7 protein-coding genes and 2 pseudogenes are annotated in these 12,457 nt (G+C 62.8%); all 9 read left to right on the top strand.

Annotated elements, in window-relative coordinates; all coding sequences use genetic code 11:
- Window positions 1-40: 40 nt before the first annotated feature.
- The 9 genes and pseudogenes from AC0L2M_RS20785 to pyc all read left to right on the top strand — a co-directional run bounded on the left by AC0L2M_RS20785 (window position 41) and on the right by pyc (window position 12,426).
- A complete protein-coding gene (locus tag AC0L2M_RS20785) occupies window positions 41-1,378 on the top strand; it encodes an NAD(P)/FAD-dependent oxidoreductase (RefSeq protein WP_473535747.1) in 1,338 nt (445 codons plus the stop codon).
- 12 nt (window positions 1,379-1,390) lie between these two features.
- Window positions 1,391-2,389 carry a 4-hydroxyproline epimerase gene (locus AC0L2M_RS20780; RefSeq protein WP_473535746.1) on the top strand — a complete coding sequence of 333 codons (999 nt, stop codon included), beginning with the start codon at window positions 1,391-1,393 and terminating at the stop codon, window positions 2,387-2,389.
- 338 nt (window positions 2,390-2,727) lie between these two features.
- Complete coding sequence (locus AC0L2M_RS20775; protein WP_473535745.1) at window positions 2,728-3,630, top strand: branched-chain amino acid ABC transporter permease; 903 nt, start codon at window positions 2,728-2,730, stop codon at window positions 3,628-3,630.
- A 106-nt stretch (window positions 3,631-3,736) separates the two neighbouring features.
- Window positions 3,737-5,230 (top strand): annotated as a pseudogene (gene livM / locus AC0L2M_RS20770) (high-affinity branched-chain amino acid ABC transporter permease LivM); the annotation flags it as partial.
- A pseudogene (locus AC0L2M_RS20765) lies at window positions 5,230-6,360 on the top strand (ABC transporter ATP-binding protein); the annotation flags it as partial. The pseudogenes livM and AC0L2M_RS20765, both read left to right, overlap by 1 nt.
- Before the next feature lie 17 nt (window positions 6,361-6,377).
- Window positions 6,378-7,106, top strand: a complete 729-nt coding sequence (locus AC0L2M_RS20760) for an ABC transporter ATP-binding protein (RefSeq protein ID WP_287218932.1) — start codon at window positions 6,378-6,380, stop codon at window positions 7,104-7,106.
- 17 nt (window positions 7,107-7,123) lie between these two features.
- Window positions 7,124-7,471 carry a DUF6867 family protein gene (locus AC0L2M_RS20755; RefSeq protein WP_027152865.1) on the top strand — a complete coding sequence of 116 codons (348 nt, stop codon included), beginning with the start codon at window positions 7,124-7,126 and terminating at the stop codon, window positions 7,469-7,471.
- A gap of 139 nt (window positions 7,472-7,610) precedes the next feature.
- The gene (locus tag AC0L2M_RS20750; RefSeq protein ID WP_023800033.1) at window positions 7,611-8,729 is read left to right on the top strand and encodes a branched-chain amino acid ABC transporter substrate-binding protein; all 1,119 of its coding nucleotides are present in this window, start codon (window positions 7,611-7,613) and stop codon (window positions 8,727-8,729) included.
- Window positions 8,730-8,967: 238 nt separating this feature from the next.
- A complete protein-coding gene (gene pyc / locus AC0L2M_RS20745) occupies window positions 8,968-12,426 on the top strand; it encodes a pyruvate carboxylase (RefSeq protein WP_287260526.1) in 3,459 nt (1,152 codons plus the stop codon).
- The last annotated feature ends 31 nt before the right edge of the window (window positions 12,427-12,457 follow it).

Below are 12,457 nucleotides of genomic sequence, written 5' to 3'. Positions count from 1 at the left end.
TCTCTTCTCCCCGTTTACGGGGAGAGATGGCGGCAGCCAGATGAGGGGCAGCGCCCACGTGCAAGGAATTTCCAAGTCGGCAAAAGCGGGGCGCCGCCCCTCATCCGCCCTTCGGGCACCTTCTCCCCGTGAACGGGGAGAAGGTGAGGACATCGCCATTGTCGGCGGCGGCATCATCGGCATCTGTGTCGCCACCTATCTGGTCGAGGCGGGGCGAAACGTCACGATCTTCGATCGGACGGGGATCTGCGAGGAAACGAGTTCCGGCAATGCCGCCGCCCTGGCCTTTTCCGATGTGCTGCCGCTGGCCCACAAGGGCATGATCAGGCATCTGCCGAAATGGCTTGCCGATCCGCTCGGCCCGCTCAGCATCCCGCCGGCCTATCTGCCGAAGCTGCTGCCCTGGCTCATCCGCTTCTGGCGCGCCGGACGAAGCGACCGCTACGAGGCCAGCCTCGCGGCGCAGGCCGGGATGATGCGGCTCGCCGAGGCCGAATGGGCCGGGCTGATGGCGCGCTCGGGCACCGAAAATATGCTGCGCGAGGACGGCTCGCTCGAACTTTACGAGAGCGAGGCCGAGTTCAAGGCGTCGCTGCCCGGCTGGGCGGCGAGGCAACGCTTCGGCATCGGCTTCAGCCAAGTCGAGGGCGATGCGCTCGCCGCCTTGCAGCCGGGCCTGTCGCCGCGGTTCGTCAAGGGCACTTTCGTGCCGGGATGGAAGACCGTTACGGATCCGAAATTATTGGGCAAAGCGATCTGGGCCTATGCCGAAACCAAGGGCGGGCGTTTCGAAAAGGCTCGGATCGACCACGTCGGGGCGGGACAGGACGGCGCGACATTGACGCTGGCCGACGGCACGGTGCGGCAGGCAAAATGCCTCGTCATCGCCGCCGGCGCCTGGTCGCATCTCCTGGCGAAACATATCGGCGACCGCATCCCGCTCGAAACCGAGCGCGGCTACAACACGACACTGCCGAAGACCGCATTCGACGTGAAGCGGCAACTTATCTTCTCCGGCCACGGCTTCGTCGTCACGCCGCTTGAAACCGGCGTGCGCGTCGGCGGCGCGGTCGAGCTCGGCGGCATCGAGCGGCCGCCCAACTACGCCCGCTCGAAAGCGCTGCTCGACAAGGCGCAGAAATTCCTGCCGGGGCTTGACCCGGCCGGCGGCCGCGAATGGATGGGATTGCGGCCATCGCTGCCGGATTCGCTGCCGGTGATCGGTGGCGCCAGGCAGGCCGGCACGATAGTCTATGCCTTCGGCCACGGCCATCTCGGCCTCACCCAGGCGGCTGCCACCGGACGCCTGGTTCGCGATCTCATTCTCGGCCAAAATCCGGTGTTTGATCTGTCTCCGTTTTCTCCGAACCGCTTCTGACGGGATCTAGAAATGGCGCGCCACTCCTTCTTCTGCATCGACGGTCACACTTGCGGCAATCCGGTGCGGCTGGTCGCCGGGGGCGGACCGCTGCTCAACGGCGCGACGATGATGGAGCGGCGCGCGCATTTCCTGGCCGAATATGACTGGATCCGAACAGGGCTGATGTTCGAGCCGCGCGGCCATGATTTGATGTCCGGCTCGATCCTCTATCCGCCGACGCGGCCCGATTGCGATATCGCCATCCTGTTCATCGAAACCTCGGGCTGCCTGCCAATGTGCGGTCACGGCACCATCGGCACGGTGACGATGGCCATCGAGCACGGGCTGGTCAAGCCGAAGACACCGGGCTTGCTCAGGCTGGACACGCCGGCCGGCCTGGTCACCGCCGAGTACAGGCTCGTCGACTATGTCGAGGAGGTGCGCATCACCAACGTGCCGTCCTTCCTCCATGCGGAGGGTCTGACTGTCGAATGTCCGCAGCTCGGCGAGATCAGCGTCGATGTCGCCTATGGCGGCAATTTCTACGCCATCGTCGAGCCGCAGAAGACCTATCGCGACATGGCCGACCACTCTGCCGGCGACCTCATCGCCTGGAGCCCGGTGGTGCGGCAGCGGCTCAACGAAAAATACGCCTTCGTGCATCCCGAGAATCCCGGCATCGGCCGGCTGTCGCACATACTGTGGACGGGTGCGCCGACCGACAGCCAGGCGGATGCGCGCAACGCCGTCTTCTACGGCGACAAGGCGATCGACCGCTCGCCTTGCGGCACCGGCACCTCGGCGCGGATGGCGCAGCTTCACGCCAAGGGCAAGCTTGGGACCGGCGACGAATTCGTCCACGAATCGATCATCGGCTCGCTGTTCAAGGGCAGGGTCGAGAAGGAAGTCACGGTGGCGGGCAAGCCGGCGATCGTCCCCTCGATCGGCGGCTGGGCGCGCATGACCGGATTGAACACGATCTTCATCGACGATCGCGATCCGTTCGCGCACGGATTCGTCGTCAAATAGAGAGAGAATCCTGACGCAGGGGAATCGAACAGAATGCAAGGATCGATTGCCCAGACGGCGCAACGATCCCGCTCATCAACTTATTTTTACGGCGATTCCTTCGAAGCAGCGTGCATTTTGACGACGAATCGCCAAAGACATTGCGTTAGGCCAATGATAGGGTCGGCGATAGTCCAGAGGCCGGGAAGGGAAGAACGGGCAATCCGATTGCGTGCTTCAAAATCACGCATGCCGATTAAAGAATGACGTTGCAATCCGGGCTCGAAACTTTACGACTAGGGGAAATACTGAAAAGGAATGCGTCTGCATGGGCGACATTCCAGGGGAGCCACGACAGCATGCAGTATTTTGTCCAGCAGCTTATCAACGGGCTGACGCTGGGATCGATCTATGGACTGATCGCGATCGGCTACACGATGGTCTACGGCATCATCGGCATGATCAATTTCGCCCATGGCGACATCTTCATGGTCGGCGCCTTCGCCGCCCTCATCGTTTTCCTCATCCTCGGCGCGATGTTCTATTCGGTGCCGGTGGTGATCGCGCTGCTGGTCATGATGATCGTCGCGATGCTGTTGACCAGCCTGTACAACTGGACGATCGAAAAGGTGGCCTACCGGCCGTTGCGCGGGTCGTTCCGGCTGGCGCCGCTGATCACCGCGATCGGCATGTCGATCGCGCTGTCGAACTTCGTCCAGGTGACGCAGGGGCCGCGCAACAAGCCGATCCCGCCGATGGTGTCCAAGGTCTATAATATCGAGGGCGTCAGCGTGTCGCTGAAGCAAATCGTCATCGTCATCGTCACCGCGCTGCTGCTGGGGCTGTTCTGGTACCTGGTCAACAAGACCTCGCTGGGTCGAGCCCAAAGGGCTTGCGAGCAGGATCGCAAGATGGCGGCGTTGCTCGGCATCGACGTCGACCGCACCATCTCGATCACCTTCGTCATGGGTGCGGCCCTTGCCGCCGTCGCCGGCACGCTGTTCCTGATGTATTATGGCGTCATCGCCTTCTCCGACGGTTTCACGCCCGGCGTGAAGGCGTTCACCGCGGCCGTGCTCGGCGGCATCGGCTCGTTGCCCGGCGCCGTGCTCGGCGGGCTTATGATCGGCTTCATCGAAAGCATGTGGTCGGCTTATTTCTCGATCGACTATAAGGACGTCGCGGCCTTCTCCATCCTGGCGATCGTGCTGATCTTCCTGCCTTCCGGCATTCTCGGCCGGCCAGAAGTCGAAAAGGTCTGAGTTCATGGCGGTCACCACGTCTCCGGAGCGCGACATCGTCGCCACTCCCATGCAGCGCGCTACCCGCGAAGCACTTTATGCCGGCGCCATCGCGCTCGGCCTGTTCGTGCTCTTCATCGGCCTGAGGACCGATCAGAACATCTCCAACGAGCTGATCCTTGTACAGCGCTGGTGGCTTCTTGCAGTCGTGGTCGTGCTGACCATGGCTGGCCGTTTTCTCTATGTCGCCTACGGACAGCCTTTCCTGGCAAATCAGAAGATCGTCGACGTCGCCACCGGCCTGCTGCCGCAGAGCATGGCGGCGCGGTTCTTCCGCCTGCCGTATTTCATCGCTGCCATCGTCACAGTGGCCGTGCTGGTTTTCCTTGCCGGCTCCCTTGACGGATTGCTGGGGCCCGGCCTGGCCGGTTATGCACGGTTCCTGAGAGCGCTGGCGACCATCTACGCCCTCGCCTCGGTGATGTTTTATTTCCGAACCTTCATTCATGCCCATTTCTCGGCGTTGGGCATAACCGCACTGGCGCTCTACCCGATCATCGTTGTGCTGGTGCTTGCTGTGTATGGAGGATCGGTGGCCGCCGGGTTCCAGGGTTCTCTGAAATGGGTCGACAATTACGGCATTCAGATCCTGATCTATGTCATGCTGGCCTGGGGGCTGAACATCGTCGTTGGCCTCGCCGGCCTGCTCGACCTTGGTTATGTCGCCTTCTATGCAGTCGGCGCCTATGCCTATGCGCTGCTCGGCACGCAATACGGCCTGTCGTTCTGGATCCTGCTGCCTGCCGCCGGCGCCATGGCCGCCTTCTGGGGGGTGCTGCTCGGCTTTCCGGTGCTGCGCCTGCGCGGCGACTACCTGGCGATCGTGACGCTGGCCTTCGGCGAGATCATTCGTCTCGTGCTGATCAATTGGCGTGAGGTTACCAACGGCTCGGCCGGTATCTCCGGCATTCCCAAGGTCACGTTTTTCGGACTGATGTCGTTCAACGTCTCGGATCCGAACTATATCGCCAAGGTCTTGGACATCGCCACGTCGAGCGCCTATTACAAAATCTTCCTCTACTACCTGATCCTCGGGCTCTGCCTGCTCACCGCCTTCGTCACCATAAGGCTCAGGCGCATGCCCGTCGGCCGCGCCTGGGAAGCGCTGCGCGAGGACGAGATCGCCTGCCGCTCGCTCGGCATCAACACCACCACCACCAAGCTCACCGCCTTTGCCACCGGCGCCATGTTCGGCGGCTTCGCCGGCTCGTTCTTCGCCGCGCGGCAAGGTTTCGTCAGCCCCGAATCCTTCATCTTCCTGGAATCGGCCATCATCCTCGCCATCGTCGTGCTCGGCGGGATGGGTTCGCTGGTTGGCATCGCCGTCGCCGCCATGGTGATGATCGGTGGCACCGAGGTGCTGCGCGAACTCGATTTCCTGAAGCAGGTCTTCGGTCCCGACTTCACGCCGGAACTCTACCGCATGCTGCTGTTCGGCATGGCCATGGTCATCGTCATGCTGTGGAAGCCGCGCGGCTTCGTCGGCAGTCGTGAACCGACAGCCTTTCTCAAGGAGAGCAGGGCTGTATCCGGCTCCTTCACCAAGGAGGGCCACGGCTGATGAGCGATGCGAACCCATCCGTGAACGATGCCATCCTGCAGGTCGAACATCTGTCGATGAAGTTCGGCGGTCTGGTCGCCATCGGCGACCTGTCCTTCCAGGCCAGGCGCGGCGAGATCACCGCGCTGATCGGGCCGAACGGCGCCGGCAAGACAACCGTGTTCAACTGCATCACCGGCTTCTACAAGCCGTCTGAGGGCATGCTCACGCTCAACCGGCGCGACGGCTCGAGCTATCTGCTCGAACGGCTGCCGAACCATGAGATTCCGGCGCGAGCCAAGGTGGCGCGCACCTTCCAGAACATCCGCCTGTTTTCCGGCATGACGCTGCTGGAGAACCTGCTGGTGGCGCAGCACAACAAGCTGATGAAGGCGTCCGGCTACACTGTCCTCGGCCTGTTTGGCTTCAGCGGCTACCGGACGGCGTCGGCCGAGTCGATCGATCTCGCCAGGCACTGGCTGGAAAAGGCCGACCTCGTCGATCGAGCCGACGATCCGGCCGGCGACTTGCCCTACGGCGCGCAGCGGCGCCTGGAGATCGCGCGGGCCATGTGCACGGGTCCGGAACTGCTCTGCCTCGACGAACCGGCGGCAGGGCTCAATCCGAAGGAATCAATGGCGCTCAACGCGCTCCTTATGGACATCAAGGACAACACCGGCACCTCGATCCTGCTGATCGAGCACGACATGGCGGTGGTCATGCAGATTTCCGACCATGTCGTGGTGCTCGAATACGGGCGCAAGATCTCGGACGGCAGTCCGCATGCGGTGCGAACCGACCCGCGTGTCATCGCCGCCTATCTTGGGGTCGAAGACGAGGACGTCGAGACGGTGCTGATCGAGGTCGGCGACGAAGACGTCATCGAGCAACTCGACACCGGCCCGGATTCGACGCACGGTCCGGACTCTTCGTCCTCGTATTTCGCCGGGCCAGTGATCGACACCGTCGGACACAGTGAGGGCGAACGCGTCACGGTGTCGAAGGGCGCGTCGAAAGCCGGGCAGGTCGATGCAAGGCCGGGCGCGGCGGCAAGGCCCGCATCGCCGGCCGAAGCCGACGCGAAATCCTCCGCGGCAAAGCCGGACGCCAAGGCTCCGGCAAAGCCCAAGACACCGGGCGACTCCAACCGCGGCGGAGGGAATGAATGATGGCCGGCACAACGCTGCTCGACATCAAGGGCGTCCAGACCTACTACGGCAACATCAGGGCGCTGAACGGCGTCGATGTCACCGTCAAGCAGGGCGAGATCGTGGCGCTGATCGGCGCCAATGGCGCCGGCAAGTCGACGCTGATGATGACCATTTTTGGTGCTCCACGGGCGCGGGCCGGCACCATCACCTTCGCCGGCACCGACATCACCCAGTTGCCGACCCATGAGATCGCGCGCATGCGCATCGCCCAGTCTCCGGAGGGCCGGCGCATCTTCCCGCGCATGACGGTGATGGAAAACCTGCAGATGGGCGCCAGCCTCGACAACCTCAACCACTACGACGAGGACGTCGAGAAGGTGTTCACGCTGTTTCCACGCCTGAAGGAACGCATTGCCCAGCGCGGCGGCACGCTGTCGGGCGGCGAGCAGCAGATGCTTTCGATCGGACGTGCGCTGATGGCGCGGCCGAAACTGCTCTTGCTCGACGAGCCGTCGCTAGGCCTGGCGCCGCTGATCGTCAAGCAGATATTCGACGCCATCCGCGAGTTGAACCGCACGCAGGGGCTGACCGTGTTCCTGGTCGAGCAGAACGCCTTCGGCGCGCTGAAGCTCGCCACGCGCGGCTATGTCATGGTCAACGGCAACGTGACGATGAGCGGCACCGGCAAGGAGCTGCTCGCCGATCCGGACGTGCGCGCCGCCTATCTCGAAGGCGGCCATCACTGAGTTCAGGAGTCTTCATCATGCAGGGCATTCTCTATGAGGAACCCTCGGTCTGGCAGTTCTTCTTCGTCACCTGCCTGCTTGGCGGCTGGGCGGCGTGGATGACGGGCAAGGCCTGCGCCCAGACATGGCGCAGCGTTGTCCAATTGTTCGCCTATTTGCTCGGCCTCGGTATAGCCGTAAGGTTCATCCATCACGCGCTGTTCGGCGGCACGATGTTTTCGCTGCACTACTACATCGTCGACACCATCGTCCTGATGATATTGGGCTTCATCGGCTATCAATACACGCGCACCAACCAGATGGTGACACAGTATAGCTGGCTCTACGAAAGAGCATCGCTTTTGAGTTGGAAACCAAAAGGTTGACGTTCATCATTAACGCCTTTTCGCGGATGAATCGGCGTGACAAGTGCCTGAAAATCGGCAAAGTACGCTTTCTGCGAGTAAAGGTGGGCATCGCATGAAAGCATCATCCACGCCCACTCTGTAAATGGGAGCGTTTTACATGAGAAAATCACTTTTGTCCGCCGTCGCCCTGACCGCGCTCGTCGCGTTCAGCGGAAGCGCGTGGGCTGACGTCCTGATCGGAGTTGCCGGTCCGATCACCGGCCCGAATGCCGCCTTCGGCGCGCAGCTGCAGAAGGGCGCCGAACAGGCTGTCGCCGACATCAATGCGGCCGGCGGCATCAACGGCGAGCAGGTCAAGCTCACGGTCGGCGACGACGTCTCCGATCCGAAGCAGGGGATTTCGGTCGCCAACAAGTTCGTCGGCGACGGCGTCAAGTTCGTGGTCGGCCACTTCAACTCGGGCGTTTCGATCCCGGCATCGGAAGTCTACGCGGAGAACGGCATCCTCGAGATCACGCCGGCCGCGACCAACCCGCAGTTCACCGAGCGCGGCCTGTGGAACACGTTCCGTACCTGCGGACGCGACGACCAGCAGGGCAGCATCGCCGGCGCCTATCTCGCGGAGAACTTCAAGGATGCCAAGATCGCGGTCGTCCACGACAAGACGACCTATGGTCAGGGCCTTGCCGACGAGACCAAGAAGGCGATGAACGCTGCCGGCGTGACGGAAGTCATGTATGAAGGCGTAAATATCGGCGACAAGGACTTCTCGGCGTTGATCGCCAAGATGAAACAAGCCGGCGTTTCCATCATCTATTGGGGTGGTCTGCACACCGAAGCCGGACTGATCATCCGCCAGGTGGCTGACCAGGGCCTCGAGGCCACGCTGGTTTCCGGCGACGGCATCGTGTCGAACGAACTGGCCTCAATCGCCGGTGACGCGGTTGCGGGCACGCTGAACACGTTCGGCCCGGATCCGCGTCTGATCCCGGCGAACAAGGAACTGGTCGAGAAGTTCCGCGCGCAGGGCTTCGAGCCGGAGGCCTACACGCTTTATTCCTACGCCGCCATGCAGGCGATCGTGGGAGCCGCCACAGCCGCCAAGTCGAACGATCCGATGGAAGTTGCCAAGGCTCTCAAGGCCAACGGCCCGTTCAAGACCGTGCTGGGCGATCTTTCCTACGACGAGAAGGGCGATCCGACGCTGCCTGGCTACGTCATGTACGAATGGAAGAAGGGCGACGACGGCAAATACACCTACGTCCAGAAGATGTAAGCCTGTCGACGACGACGACAATTCCGGAATGCCCGGCGCCTCGCGCCGGGCATTTTTCGTGTGTGCCGTTTTACCTTTCGTCGGAGCACCCTTTGCGCATTCGAGGGAACGCGCGGCGCTCTACCCAATGAGTGGATTTAAATCGGTTAATCGTCGCCGCCCGATTTTGTTTGCGCTGCAGCATTTTCGCGTTAATCATGGCGCAGTCCCCCTTCCGTCAGCGTCCGGAGCCTTGTCCTTGGCAATCACGAAGATCCTTGTCGCCAACCGGTCCGAAATCGCCATCCGCGTCTTCCGCGCGGCCAACGAACTCGGCCTCAAAACCGTGGCGATCTGGGCCGAGGAGGACAAGTACTCGCTGCACCGCTTCAAGGCGGATGAAAGCTATCAGGTCGGGCGCGGGCCGCATCTGACCAGGGATATGGGGCCGATCGAAAGCTATCTGTCGATAGAGGAAGTGATCCGCGTCGCCAGGCTTTCCGGCGCCGATGCCATCCATCCGGGCTATGGGCTGTTGTCGGAAAGCCCTGAATTCGCCGAAGCCTGTGTCAAGGCCGGCATTATTTTCATTGGACCCAAGCCGGATACGATGCGCAGGCTCGGCAACAAGGTCGCCGCACGCAACCTGGCGATCGAGGTCGGCGTGCCGGTAATTCCCGCCACCGATCCCTTGCCGGACGACATCGAGACGGTGAAGGCGCTCGCCAGGACGATCGGCTATCCGGTGATGCTGAAGGCGTCGTGGGGCGGCGGCGGCCGCGGCATGCGCGCCATCCGCTCGGAAGCCGATCTCGCCCGCGAGGTGACGGAGGGCAAGCGCGAAGCGAAAGCTGCCTTCGGCAAGGACGAGGTCTATCTCGAAAAGCTGATCGAGCGCGCCCGCCATGTTGAGGTGCAGGTGCTGGGCGACACACACGGCAACGCCGTGCACCTGTTCGAGCGCGATTGCTCGATCCAGCGCCGCAACCAGAAGGTGGTCGAGCGCGCGCCGGCGCCCTATCTCGAAATGTCGCAGCGCGAAGAGCTTTGCGGCTACGCGCTCAAGATCGCGCGCGAGACGAGCTATATCGGCGCCGGCACGGTCGAGTTCCTGCAGGATGCCGACAGTGGCAAATTCTACTTCATCGAGGTGAATCCGCGCATCCAGGTCGAGCACACGGTCACCGAACAGGTGACCGGCATCGACATCGTCAAGGCGCAGATCCACATCCTCGATGGCTTTGCCATCGGCACGCCGGAATCGGGCGTGCCGGCGCAGAAGGATATCAGGCTCAACGGCCACGCGCTGCAGTGCCGCATCACCACGGAAGATCCCGAACATAATTTCATCCCCGACTATGGCCGCATCACCGCCTATCGCGGCGCCACCGGTTTCGGCATCCGCCTCGATGGCGGCACCGCTTATTCGGGCGCGGTCATCACCCGCTTCTACGATCCGCTGCTGGAGAAGGTGACGGCCTGGGCGCCGACGCCGGCCGAGACCATCGCCCGCATGAACCGGGCGCTGCGCGAGTTCCGTATTCGCGGGGTGGCGACCAACCTCACCTTCCTCGAGGCGATCATCAATCACCCGAGTTTCGCCGAAAATTCCTATACGACCAAGTTCATAGATACGACACCGGAACTGTTCGCGAGCGTGAAGCGGCAGGATCGCGCGACCAAGCTGCTCAACTACCTGGCCGATGTCAGCGTCAACGGTCATCCCGAAACCCGCGGCCGGCCGCAGCCGAAGGCCGATGCGGCGGCGCCCATGGTGCCCTATCTCAACGGCAATGTGCCCGATGGCAGCAAGCAGAAGCTCGACGCGCTTGGGCCGGAGAAATTCGCGGCCTGGATGCGCGCATGCAAAGAAGTGCTGGTCACCGACACGACGATGCGCGACGGACACCAATCCCTGCTGGCGACGCGCGTGCGCACCTATGACATCGCCGGCATTGCCGGCACCTATGCGCGCGCACTGCCGCAGCTTTTGTCGCTCGAATGCTGGGGCGGGGCGACCTTCGACGTCGCCATGCGCTTCCTCACCGAAGACCCGTGGGAGCGGCTGGCGCTGGTGCGCGAGGCAGCGCCCAATCTGTTATTGCAGATGCTTTTGCGCGGCGCCAACGGCGTTGGCTACACCAACTATCCGGACAATGTCGTCCAGCATTTCGTCAAACAGGCAGCAAGTGGCGGCGTCGACCTGTTCCGAGTCTTTGACTGTTTGAACTGGGTCGACAACATGCGCGTCGCCATGGACGCTGTCGGCGCCGAAGGCAAGCTGATCGAAGCAGCGATCTGCTACACCGGCGACATACTCGACCCGGCCCGAGCCAAGTACGACCTCAAATACTACGTCGCGCTGGCCAGGGAGTTGCAGGCGGCTGGCGCCCATATCATCGCGGTCAAGGACATGGCCGGGCTCTTGAAGCCGAACGCCGCCCGCGCTCTGTTCAAGGCGCTGCGCGAGGCGACCGACCTGCCGATCCACTTTCATACGCACGACACGTCAGGCCTGTCGGCGGCGACGGTGCTGGCGGCGGTGGACAGCGGTGTCGACGCCATCGATGCGGCGATGGATGCCCTGTCCGGCAACACCTCGCAGCCTTGCCTGGGCTCCATCGTCGAGGCGCTGAAGGGCACCGAGCGGGATCCGGGCCTCGACCCGCAATGGATCAGGAACATCTCGTTCTACTGGGAGGCGGTGCGCAACCAGTATGCTGCCTTCGAAAGCGACCTGAAGGGGCCGGCCTCGGAAGTCTATTTGCACGAAATGCCGGGTGGGCAGTTCACCAACCTCAAGGAGCAGGCGCGCTCACTCGGGCTGGAAACGCGCTGGCACGAAGTGGCGCAGACCTATCACGACGTCAATCTGATGTTCGGTGACATCGTCAAGGTGACGCCGTCGTCCAAGGTCGTCGGCGACATGGCGCTGATGATGGTGAGCCAGGACCTGACGGTTGCCGATGTCGAAAATCCGGCCAGGGATATCGCCTTCCCCGACTCGGTCGTGTCGATGCTGCGCGGCGACCTCGGCCAGTCGCCCGGCGGCTGGCCGGAGGCGCTGCAGAAGAAGGTGCTGAAAGGCGACAAACCGATCACCGTGCGGCCCGGTTCGCTGCTGAAAGCAGCCAATCTCAAGGCCAGCCGCAAGGAGATCGAGGACAAGCTCGAGCGCAAGCTCAGCGAGTTCGAATTCGCCTCGTGGCTGATGTACCCGAAGGTCTTCTCCGACTTTACCGCAGCGCAGGAAACTTATGGGCCGGTCAGCGTGCTGCCGACGCCGACCTATTTCTACGGCATGAAGCCGGAGGACGAGATCTTTGTCGACATCGAGAAGGGTAAGACGCTGGTGGTGCGCTGCCTGGCCATAGGCGATGTCGACGAGAAGGGCATGGTCACCGTGTTCTTCGAGCTCAACGGCCAGCCGCGCCGGGTCAAAGTGCCGGATCGGGCGCATGGCGCTTCCGCCGCCAAGGCGCGGCGCAAGGCTGAGCCGGGCAACGAGGCGCATGTCGGCGCACCGATGCCGGGCGTCGTCTCGGCGCTCGCGGTTGCCGCCGGCCAGGCGGTCAAGGCCGGCGACGTGCTTTTGTCCATCGAGGCGATGAAGATGGAGACGGCATTGCATGCCGAGCGCGACGGCACAATCGCCGAAGTGCTGGTCAAGGCCGGCGATCAGATCGACGCCAAGGATTTGCTGATCGCCTTCGGATAAGGTGCGTTGATATTCAGGTGATGCCGGCCTG

The sequence above is a fragment of the Mesorhizobium sp. WSM4806 genome, assembly GCF_055811635.1.
Note: the sequence above shows the minus strand (reverse complement) of the source record. Positions and strands in the feature narration are given on the sequence as shown.

What these genes read in the sequence shown, in the direction of transcription:
- AC0L2M_RS20785 (WP_473535747.1), top strand. Translation starts at nt 41, where the DNA reads ATGAGGGGCAGCGCCCACGTGCAAGGAATTTCCAAGTCGGCAAAAGCG.
- AC0L2M_RS20780 (WP_473535746.1), top strand. Translation starts at nt 1,391, where the DNA reads ATGGCGCGCCACTCCTTCTTCTGCATCGACGGTCACACTTGCGGCAAT.
- AC0L2M_RS20775 (WP_473535745.1), top strand. Translation starts at nt 2,728, where the DNA reads ATGCAGTATTTTGTCCAGCAGCTTATCAACGGGCTGACGCTGGGATCG.
- AC0L2M_RS20760 (WP_287218932.1), top strand. Translation starts at nt 6,378, where the DNA reads ATGGCCGGCACAACGCTGCTCGACATCAAGGGCGTCCAGACCTACTAC.
- AC0L2M_RS20755 (WP_027152865.1), top strand. Translation starts at nt 7,124, where the DNA reads ATGCAGGGCATTCTCTATGAGGAACCCTCGGTCTGGCAGTTCTTCTTC.
- AC0L2M_RS20750 (WP_023800033.1), top strand. Translation starts at nt 7,611, where the DNA reads ATGAGAAAATCACTTTTGTCCGCCGTCGCCCTGACCGCGCTCGTCGCG.